General features: G+C 66.6%; 12 protein-coding genes. 10 read left to right on the top strand and 2 right to left on the bottom strand.

The window, feature by feature from the left end:
- Positions 1-13 precede the first annotated feature (13 nt).
- Positions 14-406 carry a carboxymuconolactone decarboxylase family protein gene (locus V3B64_RS11660; RefSeq protein ID WP_004146041.1) on the bottom strand — a complete coding sequence of 131 codons (393 nt, stop codon included), beginning with the start codon at positions 404-406 and terminating at the stop codon, positions 14-16.
- A complete protein-coding gene (gene grxC, locus V3B64_RS11655; RefSeq protein WP_049400919.1) occupies positions 403-693 on the bottom strand; it encodes a glutaredoxin 3 in 291 nt (96 codons plus the stop codon). The genes V3B64_RS11660 and grxC overlap by 4 nt, the downstream gene beginning before the upstream one ends.
- A gap of 88 nt (positions 694-781) precedes the next feature.
- Here grxC and V3B64_RS11650 point away from each other — a divergent pair, with 88 nt between their 5' ends.
- From V3B64_RS11650 to lpxH, 10 genes are all read left to right on the top strand, one after another.
- Complete coding sequence (locus tag V3B64_RS11650; protein ID WP_180838317.1) at positions 782-2,482, top strand: M48 family metalloprotease; 1,701 nt, start codon at positions 782-784, stop codon at positions 2,480-2,482.
- Between the two features lie 116 nt (positions 2,483-2,598).
- Complete coding sequence (phoB, locus tag V3B64_RS11645; RefSeq protein WP_005408258.1) at positions 2,599-3,288, top strand: phosphate regulon transcriptional regulator PhoB; 690 nt, start codon at positions 2,599-2,601, stop codon at positions 3,286-3,288.
- Between the two features lie 106 nt (positions 3,289-3,394).
- A complete protein-coding gene (gene phoR, locus V3B64_RS11640; RefSeq protein ID WP_032129078.1) occupies positions 3,395-4,726 on the top strand; it encodes a phosphate regulon sensor histidine kinase PhoR in 1,332 nt (443 codons plus the stop codon).
- A gap of 4 nt (positions 4,727-4,730) precedes the next feature.
- Entirely contained in the window at positions 4,731-6,818 is a 2,088-nt protein-coding gene (gene ppk1, locus V3B64_RS11635) for a polyphosphate kinase 1 (RefSeq protein WP_049400920.1), read from the top strand.
- Positions 6,819-7,174: 356 nt separating this feature from the next.
- On the top strand, positions 7,175-8,701 hold the full coding sequence (gene ppx, locus V3B64_RS11630) for an exopolyphosphatase (protein ID WP_010483920.1): 1,527 nt from the start codon (positions 7,175-7,177) through the stop codon (positions 8,699-8,701).
- Positions 8,702-9,007: 306 nt separating this feature from the next.
- Entirely contained in the window at positions 9,008-11,977 is a 2,970-nt protein-coding gene (locus V3B64_RS11625; protein WP_121504055.1) for a TonB-dependent receptor, read from the top strand.
- Positions 11,978-12,314: 337 nt separating this feature from the next.
- Complete coding sequence (locus V3B64_RS11620) at positions 12,315-15,239, top strand: TonB-dependent receptor (RefSeq protein WP_329914177.1); 2,925 nt, start codon at positions 12,315-12,317, stop codon at positions 15,237-15,239.
- A 145-nt stretch (positions 15,240-15,384) separates the two neighbouring features.
- A complete protein-coding gene (locus tag V3B64_RS11615) occupies positions 15,385-16,530 on the top strand; it encodes a glycosyltransferase family 1 protein (protein WP_032129074.1) in 1,146 nt (381 codons plus the stop codon).
- On the top strand, positions 16,511-17,050 hold the full coding sequence (locus tag V3B64_RS11610; RefSeq protein WP_049400923.1) for a phosphatase PAP2 family protein: 540 nt from the start codon (positions 16,511-16,513) through the stop codon (positions 17,048-17,050). Before V3B64_RS11615 ends, V3B64_RS11610 begins: the two co-directional genes overlap by 20 nt.
- A 67-nt stretch (positions 17,051-17,117) precedes the next feature.
- Positions 17,118-17,864, top strand: a complete 747-nt coding sequence (gene lpxH, locus V3B64_RS11605) for a UDP-2,3-diacylglucosamine diphosphatase (protein ID WP_253143531.1) — start codon at positions 17,118-17,120, stop codon at positions 17,862-17,864.
- Positions 17,865-17,889: the final 25 nt, after the last annotated feature.

Genomic DNA, 17,889 nt, shown 5'->3' with positions numbered 1-17,889 from the left:
GCGCCCGTCAGGTTCAGTGCGCGTGCGCTTCCGGGGCGGCGGCGCCGCCTTCGAGCTGGTCGAGGAAGTCGACCGCGCGGCGCAGGTGCGGGATCACGATCGAGCCGCCCACCACCAGGCCGACCGAGAAGGTCTCGAAGAACTCTTCTCGGGTCACCCCGGCGTCCTTGCACTGGGCCACGTGGTAGCTGATGCAGTCGTCGCAGCGCAGCACCATCGAGGCCACCAGGCCCAGCAGTTCCTTGGTCTTCACATCCAGCGCGCCGGCCTGGTAGGTCTGCGTGTCCAGCGCGAAGAAGCGGCGCACCACCTGGTTCGGCTCGCCCAGGATCCGCTCGTTCATGCGCTTACGGAAGTCGGTGAACTCGGCGATGCGGTCCTTGCTGCCGTCGTCGGCCGCGCTCATGCCTGGCCCTGCCCGGCCAGCAGCGGCTCGAGCTTGCCTTCACGGTGCAGGGCCATCATGTCGTCGTAGCCGCCCACGTGGACGTCGCCGACGAAGATCTGCGGCACGCTGGTACGGCGGGTCAGTGCCATCATCTTCTCGCGCTCGACCGGGTCCAGGTCGATGCGGACCTCGGTCCACTGCTGGCCCTTGCTCTTCAGGAAGTTCTTGGCGGCCACGCAGTACGGGCAGACGGCGGTGGAATAGATGGTGATGGCGGGGGCACCGCCGGCGGTCTGGGCTGTCACGGGAAACTCCACGATGGATCGACGGTCTACATATGGTACCGGTGCGCTGGAATTTCCACGCCACGGCCGCAACACTGTGGATTAACGAATGGTTGCCCCCCACCCTGCCACGCTTGGCGCGCCCTGCCCGAGGACCCACTGCTTGCGAGCCCTGCTGCTGACTACCGCCGTCACCCTGGCCCTGGCCATGCCGCTCGCCCAGGCCCAGGAGAAGCTGCCCGACATCGGCTCCTCGGCCGGCGAGCTGCTGACCCCGGCCCGCCAGGCCGAGTACGGCGCGATGATGCTGCGCGAGCTGCGCAACTACGGCTACCTGCTGGATGACCCGCTGGTCAACGACTGGCTGCAGACCATGGGTACCCGGCTCGGCTCCAACAGCGACCAGCCTCGCCAGCCCTACACGTTCTTCGTGATGAAGGACCGCCAGATCAACGCCTTCGCCACGCTGGGCGGCTACATCGGGGTCAATGCCGGCCTGGTGCTGACCGCCGAGCGCGAAGACGAGGTGGCTGCGGTGCTGTCGCACGAAATCGCGCACGTCACCCAGCAGCACGTGCTGCGCGGGGTCGAGCGTGCCCAGCGCGACCAGATCCCGATCCTGCTCGGCATGCTGGCGGCGGTGGTGGCCGCACAGGCCAGCAACAGCACGTCGTCCGGCAACGCGACCATGGCCGCGATCAGCTCGGGCATGGGCCTGATGCAGCAGCGCCAGATCAACTACACCCGCTCCAACGAATCCGAGGCCGATCGCCTCGGCATCCGCACCCTGTCGCGCAGCGGTTACGACGTGGACGCCATGGCCGGCTTCTTCGAGCGGATGGCATCGGCGATGCGCGGCAACGAGGGTGGCTACAGCGTGCCCGAGTTCCTGCGCACCCATCCGGTCAACATCACCCGCATCAGCGAGGCGAAGGCCCGCGCCGACCAGATGAAGAAGGACACGGTGCTGCTGACCACCAGCACCCCCAGCGGCGAGCGCAGGGAGCGCGTGGACCCGGCCGATCCCAGCCTGGCCGAACCCCTGTTGCGCGGAACCAACCCGCTGCTGCCCAGCAGCGTGCTGCGCATCCCGATGGGCCAGCTCAGCCGCGGCGCCAGTGGCGACTTCGACTGGGCGCGCGAGCGCCTGCGCGTGCTCAGCGCGGATTCCACCCCCGAGCTGGAACGCGAGTATGCCGATCTGGCCAAGCGTCAGAAGGACGGCCTCAACGATGCCCAGCGCTATGGCCAGGCGCTGGCGGTGATGCGCAGCGGTCGCGCCGGCGCCACCCAGGCCCGGCAGACCCTGGCAGGCCTGCTGCAGACCCGCCCGGACAACCTGTGGCTGGCTCTGGGGCTGGGCGAGGCCGAATCGCGTGCAGGCCAGACCGCCCAGGCCAACAGCCGCTTCGAGCAGCTGCTGCGCCAGCACCCCAACAGCCGTCCGGTGGCGCTGACCTATGCCGAGATCCTGAACGAACAGGGCAGCCGCGAGGCGGGCCAGCGCGCGCAGGCCATGCTGCGGCCCCTGCTGTCGCAAAGCGGTAACGATCCGGTCTTCCAGCAGCGGTACGCCCGCGCCAGCGAGTTGGCCGGCGACAGCGTGCGTGCCAGCGAGGCCTACGCCGAGGCAGCCTTCCTCAGCGGCCGGCCGGAACAGTCGCTGATGCAGCTGCAGGCGCTCAAGCGCAATCCGGCGCTGGACTACGTAGGCCGGGCACGGGTGGATGCGCGCATCGAGGCGATCACCCCCACCGTGCTGGAGCTGCGCCGGCAGGGCGTGCAGGACCCGGACCTGGACCGCCGCTGAGCGCTGCATGACCGGCCGATGGCAATCCCGAACGGTTCCGGTCAGGTAGTCACAAACATGTCATCAAACCGTAGTCTACTGGCACCACTCCAGTAACCGAGCCCTACGGTGTCCTCGTGCAGAAACGCATCCTGATCGTCGATGACGAGCCCGCGATCCGTGAAATGGTCGCCTTCGCCCTGCGCAAGGGCGATTACGAACCGGTCCACGCCGGCGACGCCCGTGAGGCCCAGACCGCCATCGCCGACCGCGTCCCCGACCTGATCCTGCTGGACTGGATGCTGCCCGGCACCAGCGGCCTGGACCTGGCCCGGCGCTGGCGCAAGGAAACCCTGACCCGCGAAGTGCCGATCATCATGCTGACCGCCCGCGGCGAAGAAAACGACCGCGTGGGTGGCCTTGAAGCCGGCGTCGACGACTATGTGGTCAAGCCGTTCTCGGCGCGCGAACTGCTGGCCCGCATCCGTGCGGTGATGCGCCGCGCCCGCGAGGACGACGAGGACGGCAGCGTGGCGGTCGGCCCGATCCGAATCGACGGCGCCGCCCATCGCGTGTTCGCCAACGACCAGCCGGTGCCGATCGGCCCGACCGAATACCGCCTGCTGCACTTCTTCATGACCCACCCGGAGCGCGTCTATACCCGCGCCCAGCTGCTGGACCATGTGTGGGGCGGCAGCGTGTACGTGGAGGAGCGCACCATCGACGTGCACATCCGCCGCCTGCGCAAGACGCTGGAACCGTTCAACGCCGAAAACATGGTGCAGACCGTGCGCGGCGCCGGCTACCGCTTCTCCACTGCTACCTGAGCCTCGTCGTGCCGGCACCGCGCACCTGCGGGTGCCGGCGCCGGCAACTCTGCTATAACCCTCGGTTCACCCCAGTGAACCGCCGCACCTCAACGACGAGATCGCAATGCCCCGCCACATCCGCTCTGCCTGGTTGAAGACCCTGGCCACCGTTGCCGCGGTACTGCTGTTCGCCGGACTGGTGGGGTGGTTCACGGGCCATCTGTGGTTGTGCATCGCACTGGGCGCGCTGGCCACGCTGGCCTGGCATTACTGGCGACTGCGCAGCGTGCTGCGCCGGCTGACCGCGCGCCAGCGCTGGGATACCGCCGAAGAAGGCACCGGCGTCTGGAACGAGCTGGACCGCCTGCTGTACCGCAACCAGGTGGAAATGCGCGTGCGCAAGCGCCGCCTGCTGGACATGCTGCGCAGCTATCGCGCTGCGGCCGCCGCATTGCCCGATGCGGTGGTGGTGCTGGATCGCAACAGCCAGCGCGTGCAGTGGTTCAACGAGGCAGCCACCGCCCTGCTCGGCCTGCATCACCCCGGCGATCTCGGCGAGGCACTGGTCGAGCGCCTGCAGCCGATGCCGCTGGCGCACTGGCTGGCCGGCGGCCGCAATGCCGAGCCGATCCTCGACGTGCCTTCGCCGGTCGATCCGGCGATCCGCCTGAACCTGCGCCTGATTCCCTATTCGTCGGATTACTGGCTGCTGATCGCTCGCGACGTCAGCAAGCTGCTGCGCCTGGAACAGGTGCGCCGCGATTTCGTGGCCAACGTTTCACACGAACTGCGCACGCCGCTCACCGTGGTGCACGGCTATCTGGACATGATGGACCCGGAGGATTTCCCGGGAACCGGACCGATGCTGGAAGAAATGCGCAAGCAGAGCCAGCGCATGGCCCAGCTGGTGGAAGACCTGCTGACCCTGTCGCGCCTCGAATCGCAGGAACACAGCGAGGAAGAGACCGTGGCCATGCAACCGATGCTGGCGACGCTGCGCCGCGAAGCCGAAGCGCACAGCCAGGGCCGCCACCAGATCAGCATCGACGACCTGGCCGGCGTTGACCTGCAGGGCTCGACCAAGGAACTGCACAGCGCCTTCTCCAACCTGGTCACCAATGCGGTGCGCTATACGCCGGCCGGTGGCCGCATCGCCGTGGAGTTCCGCCGCGAAGGCGACGGTGCCGTGCTGGCGGTGCGCGATTCCGGCTATGGCATCCCGGCCTCCCACCTGCCGCGCCTGACCGAACGTTTTTACCGTGTCTCCAGCAGCCGCTCCCGCGAAAGCGGCGGTACCGGCTTGGGCCTGTCCATCGTCAAGCACATCCTCGGCCTGCACCACGCACGGCTGGAGATTGAAAGCGAGGTCGGCAAGGGCTCGGTGTTCTCCTGCCATTTCGATGCCGACCACGTGCGCCCGCGCGAGTCCGCCCCCCTGACCTCCATCGAAGAATGACGCCATGAGCAGCCTCGGATCCCTCCCCCTCCCCGTGAGCCCGGACAACGATCCGTTGCGCGACCCGGCGCTGTACATCAACCGCGAGCTGTCGCAGCTGGATTTCAACTTCCGCGTGCTGGCCCAGGCGATGGACCCGCAGGTGCCGCTGCTGGAGCGCCTGCGCTTCATGTGCATCTCCTGCACCAACCTCGACGAGTTCTTCGAGATCCGCGCCGCTGCCGTACGCCACGCGCAGGAATTCGGCCTGCCGCCGGCGCCGGACGGGATGAGCCCGCAGGCCATCCTCAACGCCATCCATGACCGCGCCGCGGAACTGGTGGACCAGCAGTACCGCTGCTGGAACGAGACGCTGCGCCCGGCGCTGATGGAGGCCGGCATCGGCGTGCTCGGCCGCCATTCCTGGACCGATCGCCAGAAGCGCTGGCTGCGTGCGTACTTCCGCAACGAGATCATGCCGGTGCTGTCGCCGCTGGGCCTGGACCCGGTGCACCCGTTCCCGAAGATCCTCAACAAGTCGCTGAACATCGTGGTGGTGCTGAAGGGCACCGACGCGTTCGGCCGCGCCGGCCACCTGGCCATCGTGCGTGCGCCGCGCTCGCTGCCGCGCATCATCCAGCTGCCGGAGAAACTCGGCGGTCCGCAGAACTTCGTGTTCCTGTCCTCGGTGCTGTCCACGTTCGTCGATGAACTGTTCCCGGGCATGGAAGTCCAGGGTGCCTACCAGTTCCGCGTTACCCGCAACTCCGAGCTGGTGGTGGACGAGGAGGAAGTGGAGAACCTGGCGCTGGCACTGCGCGACGAACTGGTCGACCGCGGCTACCGGCCGGCAGTGCGCCTGGAAATCGCGCAGGACATGCCGCGCGACATCGTGCGCACCCTGCTGCAGAACTTCGGCCTGACCGAGAACGCGGTGTATCGCATCGACGGCCCGGTCAACCTCAACCGCATCATCCAGCTGTACGACCTGATCGCACAGCCAGACCTGAAGTACCCGCCGATGACCCCGCGCACCCTGCGCGACAGCGACGGCATTTTCGAGACAGTGGCGCGCCACGACCTGCTGCTGCATCACCCGTTCGATGCCTTCACCGCCGTGCTGGACCTGATCCGGCAGGCGGCGGTCGATCCCAACGTGCTGGCGATCAAGCAGACCCTGTACCGCACCGGCAAGGATTCGCTGATTGTCGATGCACTGATCCAGGCCGCACGCAACGGCAAGGACGTGACCGTGGTGGTCGAACTGCGCGCCCGCTTCGACGAGGAAGCCAACCTCGGCCTGGCTGATCGCCTGCAGGAGGCCGGCGTGCAGGTGGTGTATGGCGTGGTCGGCTACAAGACCCACGCCAAGATGCTGCTGATCGTGCGCCGCGAGGGCCGCAAGCTGCGCCGCTATGTGCACCTCGGTACCGGCAACTACCACAGCGGTACCGCCCGTGCGTACACCGACATCAGCCTGATCACCGCCGATGCGGACATCGGCAACGATGTGCACCTGCTGTTCCAGCAGCTGTCCGGGCTGGCCTCGAAGATGAAGCTCAAGCGCCTGCTGCAGTCGCCCTTCACCCTGCACACCGGCATCCTCGGCCGCATCGAGCGCGAAACGCGCATCGCCGCCGCCGGCCGCCCGGCGCGGATCATCGCCAAGATGAACGCCCTGAACGAACCGCAGGTGGTGCGCGCGCTGTACGCCGCCTCGCAGGCCGGCGTGCAGATCGACCTGATCATCCGCGGCGCCTGCACCCTGCGCCCGGGTGTGCCGGGCATCTCGGACAACATCCGCGTGCGCTCGATCGTCGGCCGCTTCCTGGAGCACAGCCGCGTCTACTGGTTCGGCAACGACGGCGCACCGGAGATGTACTGCGCCAGCGCCGACTGGCTGGAGCGCAACCTGCTGCGCCGGGTCGAGACCTGCTTCCCGATCCTCGATCCGGAGCTGGCCAAGCGGGTCTACCGCGAGGTCCTGCAGAACTACCTGGACGACAACCTCAATGCCTGGGAACTGGATGCCGACGGCATCTACCACAAGCGTGCGCCCGCCCACGACGAGGCACCGCATTCTGCGCAGATGGCACTGATGCAGGGTCTGTAACCCGGTGTGTCGACCAAGGTCGACACCTACCAGGAGCGGTAGGCACCGATTTGGGGCTGGATAGGATCAGTGCCGACCAACGGTCGGCACCCACTATCAGATCGCAGAAATCTGTCGAAGGCGGGGTGGGTCCGGTTGAGGGGGCGTGAGCCGCATGGATGCGGCGACCGAGCTTACATGGACGTACTTGCAGCGTCCCCCTCGACCGGACCTACCCCGCCATCCCACGGATAGCCAGCTCTTGACGTTGACGTTGCCTCTGCAGGTGCAGGGCGCAGCCCAGCCGCACTCCCCTCTTCCAAAATGTGAAGGCCGCGCGGTGACGAGCACACCGCCCCTTCGGCTAACATTCGTCCATGCCGCACACCACCACGACTCCGCCCGCATTGCAGGATGGCGACCTGCTGGCCGCCATCGACCTTGGCTCCAATAGTTTCCACATGGTCATCGCGCGCTACACGCTCGGCCAGCTGCGGGTAATCGACCGCCTGCGCGAGACGGTGCGCATGGCCGACGGCCTGGATGGCAAAGGGGGACTCTCCTCCGCTGCCCGGCAGCGCGCGCTGGAATGCCTGGCCCGCTTCGGCCAGCGCATCCGCAATGTACCGCCGCACCGGGTGCGCGCACTGGCCACCAACACCGTGCGCCAGCTGCGTTCACCGCAGTCGTTCCTGGTTCCCGCCGAAACCGCGCTCGGGCACGCCATCGAAGTGGTCAGCGGCCGCGAAGAAGCGCGCCTGATCTACCTGGGCGTGGCCCATGCACAACCGCCCAAGCCCGGCCAGCGCCGGCTGGTCATCGACATCGGCGGCGGCTCCACCGAGTTCATCATCGGCATGGGCATGCAGACCCTGGAGCGCGAAAGCCTGCAGGCCGGCTGCATTGCCAGCACCCGGCGTTTCTTCCCCGGCGGCAAGCTGAGCAAGAAGCGCTGGAAGGACGCGCTGGCCGAGATCGGTCGCGAGTTCCAGCCCTTCGCCAGCAAGTACCGTGCGCTGGGCTGGCAGGAAGCGCTGGGTTCTTCGGGCACGCACAAGGCGATCAGCGAGATCTGCGCGACGATGAAGCTGAGCAAGGGCGCGATTACCGCCGAGGCCCTGCCGCAACTGCGCGACGAACTGCTGAAGGCCAAGAAGATCGACGACATCCAGTTGCCGGGACTGTCCAGCGACCGCCGCCCGATCATTGCCGGCGGCATCCTGGTGCTGGAGGCCGCCTTCCAGGCGCTGGGCCTGCAGAAGCTGCTGGTCAGCAAGGCCGCGATGCGCGAAGGCATCCTCTACGACATCGTCGGCCGCGCTGGCGAGAACGATCTGCGCGATGAATCGGTGTCCGCGCTCAGCCAGCGCTACGGCATCGATACCGTGCAGGCCGACCGTGTGCAGGACACCGCGCTGTCACTGCTGGAACAGGTGCAGGAACGCTGGCGGCTCGATGCCGACGACGCGCGCATGCTCGGCTGGGCCGCGCGCCTGCACGAGCTGGGCCTGATGATCGCGCACAGCGGCTACCACGTGCATGGCAGCTACGTGCTGGAACACTCGGATATCGCCGGTTTCTCGCGGCAGGAACAGCAGATGCTGGCCGCGCTGGTGCGCAGCCATCGCCGCAGCGTGACCAAGACCGCCTTCGACGCCCTGCCCGAGCGCCTGCTGCTGACCGCTCGCCGGCTGGCCGCCCTGCTGCGCCTGGCGGTGCTGCTCAATCGTGCCCATGAGGACGATCCACTGCCGGCGTTGGAACTGACCGCCGACGACAACCGCCTGTCGTTGATCGTGCCGCAGGCCTTCATTGATGCCCGGCCACTGCTGCGCGCCGATCTGATCGGCGAGACCGACGGCATCGCCGGGCTGGGCATCCAGTTCCGGCCCTTCGTAGCCTGAGGCTCACGCTTTCCCGCGAGGGAAAGAAGGTCACACACCGTTACGGTTCGCGCATGCGCCCCCGGTTGACCTGCTGCGACGCAGCAGATCAAGTCGGGGGAGCGCATTCAGCGTTACAGCTAAGCGACTGCTTTTGTTGAGCTTTCGTGAAATCTGACGATGAAGCCTGGTACAAATCGACACGACCTCTTTACAGAGCATTAACCAACGAGACTACTATCGGGTCATCGGTCCGCTTGTGGGCGGCCGATTTCTTCGACGCCCCTTTTGGCGTCCCTGCACGACCTGAGAGAGAGAGAGCTCGTCATGACTTCACGTACCACCCCCCTGGGGCAGGCCATCCGCTACGCCCTGGCAACCACTGCGACGCTGGCCGCCCTGCCTGCGTTCGCCCAGAGTGGCAGCACCGCCGCGCCGACCACCCTGGATCGCATCGAGATCACTGGCTCGCGCATCCGCCAGGTGGACGTGGAGACCGCTCAGCCGGTCCTGGCACTGAGCCGGTTGGACATCGAGCGCCAGGGCTTCAGCTCGGTGGCCGACATCCTGCAGAACGTGACCGCCATGGGCAGCCCGGCGATCAGCCGTGCAAACGCACTGAGCTCGGGCGAAAACACCGGCGGCACCTACATCGACATGCGCAACCTGGGCGCGCAGCGCACCCTGGTGCTGGTCAACGGCAAGCGCCTGGGCATCAGCACCTCGGGCCTGCAGGACGTGTCCTCGCTGCCGGTGTCGGCGGTGGAGCGCATCGAAGTGCTGAAGGATGGCGCGTCGGCCATCTACGGTTCCGATGCGATGGCCGGCGTGGTCAACATCATCACCCGTTCCAACGTCAACGGTGTGACCGCCAACGTCTACCACGGCCAGTACAGCGAAGGTGACGGCGCGCGCGACCGCTTCGACGTGGTGGGTGGCTGGAGCAATGACCGCGTGTCGCTGACCCTGGCACTGGAGCACTCCGAAGAAAAGAGCGTCTGGGCCAAGGACCGCTGGTTCAGCAAGTACGGCGTGAGCGACCGCCACCCGAACGATGCCTCCAACTGGACCACGCTGAGCCAGTGGGGCCAGGTCACCGGCCTGAAGGGCGGCCCGGGCTGCACCAACACCAAGGACGGCTGCGGCTATTCGCTCAACCGTGGTGCTGACCCGACCAACCCGGCCAACTACCACCTGACCGATGCGACCCCGTTCACCGGCGACGTCAGCAACGCCAACGAACAGATGCACGTCATGTATCCGCTCAAGCGTGATTCGGTGTACTTCGACGGTCGCTTCAAGATCACCGACCAGGTCAACCTGCGCACCGAATTCGGCTACAACAAGCGTTCGGCCGAGCGCCAGATTGCAGGCTACCCCCTGCAGTCCAGCTCGGTGTCCATCTCGGGCGACCCGACCGCCACCGGCCTGATGTCCAAGGACAGCTACTTCAATCCGTTCGGCAACCAGCACGGCTATGCCAAGCCTACCGACGTGGCCTGGAACCGCCGCACCTGGGAAATCCCGCGTGTGAGCACCAGCGAACTGAAGACCTACCGTGCGGTAGTGTCGCTGGATGGCAGCTTCGAGATCGGCCAGCGCTACTTCGACTGGGACGTGGGCTACCAGTACAACCGCAACGAGCTGACCGCTACCGCCACCGGCAACCTGCACAAGAAGCGCGTGCGCGATGCTGTGGGTCCGTCGTTCCTGGATCCGGCCACCGGCAAGGTGATGTGTGGCCGTCCGGGCGCGGTGATCAGCGGCTGCACGCCGTGGAACCCGCTGGTGCCCTACGGCAAGAACGATCCGAACGGGCTGACCGGCAATGAAGAACTGATGGCCTGGCTGTTCCCGGCGGAACGCACCACCGGCCGCACCACCACCAAGAACGCGTTCGCCAACCTGTCCGGCAGCATCATGACCCTGCCGGCCGGCGACCTGGGCTTCGCTTTCGGCGTGGAAAGCCGCAAGGAAGATGGCCGCTACACCCCCGATGCCCTGGCCCAGACCGGCGCCACCACCAACCTGGCCGCAGGCCCGACCGGTGGCAGCTACAACGTGAAGGAAGCCTACCTGGAGCTCAGCGTGCCGGTGCTGGCCGACCTGCCCGGTGCGCGTGAGCTGAGCTTCAGTGCCGCCACCCGTTACTCCAAGTACAACACCTTCGGCAACACGCTCAACAGCAAGTTCGGCTTCAAGTGGAAGCCGATCGACCAGCTGCTGGTCCGTGGTACCTGGGCAGAAGGCTTCCGCGCCCCGACCATCAACGACCTGTACGGTGGTGGTTCGGAAACCTTCGCGCAGTTCAGCGATCCGTGCGACACCGTGTTCGGCTCGGCCAAGGGGAGTGCCGAAGTCCGCGCGCGATGCGCACGTGACATCGCCGATGCCGCCAACTTCCGCCAGCTGAAGCAGGGCAACGCCCCGGTGACCACGGCGCAGGATGCGACCCCGACGCCGTTCGTGTCCGGTTCGAACCCGCTGCTGGTTCCGGAAACCTCGACCAGCAAGACGCTGGGCCTGGTGTGGAGCCCGACCTTCATCAGCAACTTCAACGTGGCGCTGGACTGGTGGAAGATCCGCATCGACAACACCATCGTCGGTGACAGCCCGAACCAGATCCTGAGGGACTGCTACGAGCAGGGCATCGAATCGCGCTGCAGCCGCTTCAGCCGTGACCCGTCCAACGGCATCGTCACCGGCCTGAAGTTCGGCAACCGCAATGCCGGCTTTGCCGAGACCGAAGGTTACGACCTGGATGTCAGCTACCGCGTCGACACCAGCTACGGCAAGCTGAGCGCAGGCTGGACCAGCACCTATGTGAGCAAGAACGTCTACCGCTCCACCAACGATGTCCGCGAAGCGATCACGCCGATCAACGGCGTTGCCAACACCATCGGCACCGCCACCAGCCTTGCGTTCCGCGTGCGCTCGAACCTGGTGCTGGGCTGGGATGTGGGTGACTTCGGCGTCAGCTGGACGGCACGCTACTACTCCGGTGTGAAGGAGCGCTGCCTCAACGCCTCGCGTTATGCGGACGAATGCTCCGATCCGACCTTCCTGGCTCCGTGGCTGAAGTCGCCGACCGCGTACAACGAGCGCGGTGCCGTGACCTTCCACGACGTGCAGTTCCGCTACAACCTGCCGTGGGATGCCACCGTTTCGGTGGGCGCGAACAATGTGTTCGGCAAGGAAGCGCCGGTGATGTACAGCAAGCCGAACTCGTCGTTCTCCTACTACGGTGGCTACGACATCGGTCGTTTCATGTACATGAAGTACCAGCAGCGCTTCTGATCCATCCGCGCTGTTGAAGCTCGACGACCACGGCCCTTCGGGGCCGTGGTTTTTTTCTGCCTCCGCGCAGACTGTCGCTTTCCACATTGACCGTGATGCGTTCAATCAGGGACACGGTCCTCTGCGCTGCGTCCGCCGCGATGCCACAGGTTGGAGCAATCGATTGATTTGCTTCCGCTTTGTGCAGAAGCGTCACGGCCGTCTGCAGCGCTTTCGTCGCTTGCCCATACGTCTCCCCATCCATCTTCACTAGGTTCGAACATCCACCGCCGCGGTGGAGTTGACGCAGCCCCGCTTGGCTGTGTTCCGAAGACTTCGAAGACTGAGAGAGAGACCCATGACCATCCGTATTCCCGAGCTCGGGTTGGCGATCCGTCGTGCACTGGCGATGACGGCCACCACCGCACTGGCCGCCCCCGCATTCGCCCAGCACGCACCGGAAGCCACCACGCTGGACCGTATCGAGATCACCGGTTCGCGCATCCGCCAGGTCGACCTGGAAACCGCGCAGCCGGTGCTGACCATCAGCCGCGCCGACATCGAGCGGCAGGGCTTCAATTCCGTTGCGGACATCCTGCAGAACCTGACCGCGACCGGCAGCCCGGCCTTGAGCCGTGCCAGCCCGCTCAGTGCGGGCGAGGCCGCAGGCGGCAGCTACGTGGACATGCGCGGCCTCGGTGCACAGCGCACCCTGGTGCTGGTCAACGGCAAGCGCCTGGGCATGACCACTTCGGGTTACCAGGATATATCCAGCATTCCCGCCGCTGCCGTGGAACGCATGGAAGTGCTGAAGGACGGCGCCTCGGCCATCTACGGTTCCGACGCGATGGCCGGCGTGGTCAACATCATCACCCGGCGCAACGTCCAGGGCGTGACCGCCAACGTCTACCACGGGCAGTTCAGCGAAGGCGATGGTGCCCGCACCCAGTACGACGTGGTTGCCGGCTGGTCGAATGACCGCGCTTCGATCAGTGTCGCCGCCGAGCATGTCGAAGAAAAGGGCGTTTGGGCGAAGGACCGCGGCTTCAGCGCCTACACCTATACCGATCGTCATCCGGACGATGGCTGGACCACGGTCGGGCAGTGGGGGCGCATCGTCGGCTTCAAGGGCCCGGGCTGCAGCAGCGCCCGTGGCTGCAGCTATTCGCTCGATCGCGGCAGCCAGCCGGGCGGGCCGGACAGCTTCCACCTCAGCGACAACACGCCGTTCACCGGTGATGTCAGCAACAGCAATGAACAGATGCACGTGCAGACGCCGATCAAGCGCGATTCGCTCTTCGTCGATGCACGCATGGATCTGAACGACCAGATCCGTTTCAACACCCAGCTGGCCTACAACCGACGCACCACCACGCGCCAGATTGCCGGCTATCCGTTCCAGTCCGGTGCGGCCGGCATCACGCCGATGTCCGCCGACAGCTGGTTCAATCCGTTCGGCAGCCACCACGGCTATGAACGCCCAAGCGACGTGCACTGGAACCGCCGCACCTGGGAGATTCCACGCATCAGCACCAGCGAACTGACCACCTGGCAGGGTGTCGCAGCGTTTGAAGGCAGCTTCCAGTTCGCCGGTCGCGACTTCGATTGGGAAGCCGGCTACCAGTACAACCGCAGCGAGCTGGAGCAGCGTGCCACCGGCAACCTGCACAAGCAGCGCGTTGCCGATTCCACCGGTCCTTCGTTCTACAACCCGGCCACCGGCAAGGTGGAATGCGGTACACCGGATGCACCGATTGCCGGCTGCAAGCCCTGGAATCCACTGGTGCCGTATGGCCAGGATGACCCGTACGGCCTGACCGGCAATGGCGAACTGCAGGACTGGCTGTTCCCCGAGGAACTCACCCGTGGCCGCAACACCACCCGCAACCTGTTCGCCAGCCTCAGTGGCGGCCTTGCCACGCTGCCTGCCGGGGAACTGGGCTTTGCCCTGGGTGTGGAGAGCCGCCGCGAGGAGGGTCGCTTCATTCCCGATGCGCTGGCCCAGACCGGCGCCACCACCAACCTGGCGGCGGGCCCCACCGGCGGTGGCTACCGTGTCGACGAGGCCTATCTGGAGCTGAGCGTGCCGGTGCTGAGCGACCTCCCCGGTGCACGCCAGCTGACCCTGGACATGGCAACGCGCTACTCGGACTACACCACCTTCGGCGGAACCCTCAACAGCAAGTTCGGCATCTCGTGGAAGCCGATCGACCAGTTGCTGGTCCGTGGCACCTGGGCCCAGGGTTTCCGTGCGCCGACCATCTCGAATCTGTACGGCGGCGGCTCGCAGACCTTCACCACCGGCTTCCGTGACCCCTGCGATACGGTCTATGGCGCCGCCGCCAGCAGCCCGGAGGTACGTGCACGTTGCGCCGCCGACATCGCCAACGCGGACAGCTACCGCCAGCTCGGCCAGGGCAACGAGCCGATCACCGGCAGCAGTGGGCAGACGCCCCTGCCCTTCACCAACGGCTCCAATCCCGACCTGAAGCCGGAAACCTCGACCAGCCGCACGCTGGGGCTGGTCTGGAGCCCGACGTTTGCCGAAGGACTGAACATTGCGTTGGACTGGTGGAAGATCCGTATCGACAACACCATCGTCGCCGACCATCCCAACGACATCCTCCGCGACTGCTACGAACTGGGCATCGCCGAGCGCTGCGGCAGTTTCACCCGCGACCCGGAACTGGGCATCGTCAACACGCTCAACTATGGGAGCCGCAACAGCGGGTTCCGCCAGGCCGAAGGCTATGACCTGGAGATCGACCACAAGATCGAAACGTCCTGGGGCACGCTGAGCGCCGACTGGAAGACCACCTATGTGGTCGCCGCGGAAGAACGGACCACCAACGAGGCGGATGCCCCGCCCATTCCCAGCAATGGCATCGCCAGCAACAGCGGCATCGGCTTCCGTGTGCGCTCCAACGCATCGTTGGGCTGGGAGCGTGGCAACCTCGGCCTTAACTGGGGCCTGCGCTATTTCTCCGCGGTCAAGGAGCGTTGCCTGGATGCAGCCACGTATCCGGGTGAGTGCTCGCACCCGGGCCAGCGCGCGCCGTGGTTCAGTGGCAGCCGTGACTACAACCGTCGCGGATCGGTCACCTTCCACGACGTGCAGGCGCGCTACAACCTGCCATGGGATGCGACCGTCTCGATCGGTGCCAACAATGTGTTCGGCCGCCAGGGACCGGCCATGTACAGCCAGCCGAGCGCCAACTTCTCCTACTACGGTGGCTTCGACATCGGTCGTTTCATCTACATGAAATACCAGCAGCGCTTCTGATCCACCGCGCCCCCTGCACGACCGCCACGGCCCTTCGGGGCCGTGGCTTCGTACAGGGACCTGACCACCGTCATCCCGTGGTCGCAAAGCGGTCATATCGGCTACATCGCCAGGCCCGAGCATGCCGGAAACCCGGAGGCCCGACATGCGCTATGCCATCGTCACCGAGACCTACCCGCCGGAAGTGAACGGCGTTGCCCTCACCGTGCAGGGCCTGGAGCAGGGACTGCGCAATTCCGGCCATGACATCGACCTGATCCGGCCACGCCAGACCAGCGAAGCACTGGACTCGGCACCGGGCACGCTGCTGGTGCCGGGCGCCGCACTGCCGCGCTACCCCGGCCTGCGCTTCGGCCTGCCTGCACCGATCCGGCTCAACCGCCACTGGCAGCAGCAGCGTCCCGATGCGGTCTACATCGCCACCGAAGGCCCGCTGGGCTGGTCGGCGCTGCGCACCGCGCGCCGCCTTGGCATTCCGGTCGCCAGTGGTTTCCATACCCGCTTCGACGAGTACCTGCCCGACTACGGCGTGGCCTGGCTGCAGGCTGCCGCGATGCGCTGGATGCGCCGGTTCCACAACCAGGCCGATGCAACCCTGGTGCCCACCCGCGAGCTGCAGCAGTTCCTCGGTGAACAGGGCTTCGAACGCGTGCGCCTGCTGGCACGCGCGGTCGACAGCCAGCAGTTCGATCCGGGCCGGCGCGACCCGGCGCTGCGCGAGGAATGGGGCGTGGACGGCAACGGCCTGGTCGCGATCCATGTCGGCCGCATCGCTGCGGAAAAAAACCTTGGCCTGGCGGTGAAAGCCTTCCGCCGCCTGCAGCAGATCCGCCCCAAAGCCCGCTTCGTCTGGGTGGGTGATGGTCCGGCCCGCGAAAAACTGGCACATGAAAACCCCGATTTCATTTTCTGCGGCATCCAGCGCGGCGAAGCCCTGGCACGGCATTTCGCCAGCGGTGACCTGTTCCTGTTCCCCAGCCGCAGCGAGACCTTTGGCAACGTGACCCTGGAAAGCATGGCCAGCGGCCTGGCCACCGTCGCTTTCGACTACGGTGCGGCCCGCGAATACCTGCGTGATGGCGAGAACGGTGCGGCCGTGGAAAACGATGAGCAGTTCATCGAGGCAGCGGTGCAGCTGGCCGCCGATGATGCACGGCGCCGCGAATTCGGCAGCAGCGCCGCGCGCGCGATGAAGCGCCTGCATCCACAGCAGGTGGTTGCCGAATTCGATGCCCTGCTGGCCGAGCTGGCCCAGTCGCGGAGGAGCGGCCATGCGCACCACGCCGCTTGAGCTGCTGGCTGGCCGCGAGGCGCGGCTCTGCCGCCGGGCCAACCACTACTGCCGGCGTCGCCGCGTGCGTCGCCTGTTCTCGGTCATCAGCCGGCTCGGCGATGGCGTGTTCTGGTACGTGCTGATGGGCGCGCTGGTGGCGCTGGACGGCTTCGACGGACTGCGTGCATCGGTGCACATGGCCGCCACCGGTCTGGCCGCACTGCTGCTCTACAAAGGCCTCAAGCGCTGGACCCGGCGTCCCCGCCCGTATGCGGCCGATCTGCGCATCCGCGCCTGGGTGGCGCCGCTGGACGAGTTCAGCTTCCCCTCCGGGCACACCCTGCACGCGGTGTCGTTCACCATCGTCGCGCTGGCCTACTACCCGTGGCTGGCGCCGCTGCTGGTGCCGTTCACCTTCGGCGTCGCGCTGTCGCGGGTGGTGCTGGGCCTGCACTACCCGTCCGATGTACTGGCCGCCACCGGCATTGCCATCCTGCTGGCATCGGCCAGCCTGGCCTGGTTGCCGCTGCCGGTGTAGCCCCCGGGGTCAGATCCCTTCGGTAGCGCCGGGCCATGCCCGGCGGTGGATGCCCTAGAATGCCTGCATGACCACGTTGTTCATTTCCGACCTGCACCTGGACCCCAGCCGTCCGGAGATCACCGACCTGTTCCTGCGCTTCCTGCGCGAGCAGGCGCCCGGCGCCGATGCGCTGTACATCCTCGGCGACCTGTTCGAAGCCTGGATCGGCGACGACACGCCCTCGCCTGCTGCCGATGCGGTGGCCGACGCGCTGAAGGTACTTTCCGACAGCGGCGTGCCGGTGTACTTCATCCGCGGCAACCGCGACTTCCTGCTCGGCGAAGACTATGCGCGCCGTGCCGGCCTGCGCATCCTGCCCGACCCGTGCGTGATCGAGCTGTACGGCCGCCCGGTGCTGCTGCAGCACGGCGACCTGCTGTGCACGGACGACATCCCCTACCAGCAGTTCCGCGCACAGACGCGCGACCCGGTGTTCCAAGCGCAGTTCCTGTCGCAGCCGCTGGCCGCACGCATCGCCTTCGCGCAGAAGGCCCGGGAAACCAGCCAGGCCCGCCAGTCGGAAATGAAGCAGGATGATCGTGCGCAGTTCGAGTCGGTAACCGACGTGTCACCCGCCGAAGTCGATGCCACCTTCGTGCGCCATGGCGTGGACACCATGATCCACGGCCACACCCATCGCCCGGCGGTGCACACGCTGCAGGCCGGTGGCCGCGCCTGCAACCGCATCGTGCTGGGTGACTGGTACGAACAGGGATCGGTGCTGCGCGTGGATGCCGGCGGCTGGTCGCTGGATACGCTCGCGCGCGAATGATGGATCGCGGGGTGCCAACCAAGGT

It is taken from the genome of Stenotrophomonas sp. SMYL86 (genome assembly GCF_036320025.1).
GTDB lineage: Bacteria > Pseudomonadota > Gammaproteobacteria > Xanthomonadales > Xanthomonadaceae > Stenotrophomonas > Stenotrophomonas maltophilia_A.
The sequence above is the reverse complement of the archived record's forward strand: the minus strand, read 5'-3'. Positions and strand labels throughout refer to the sequence as shown.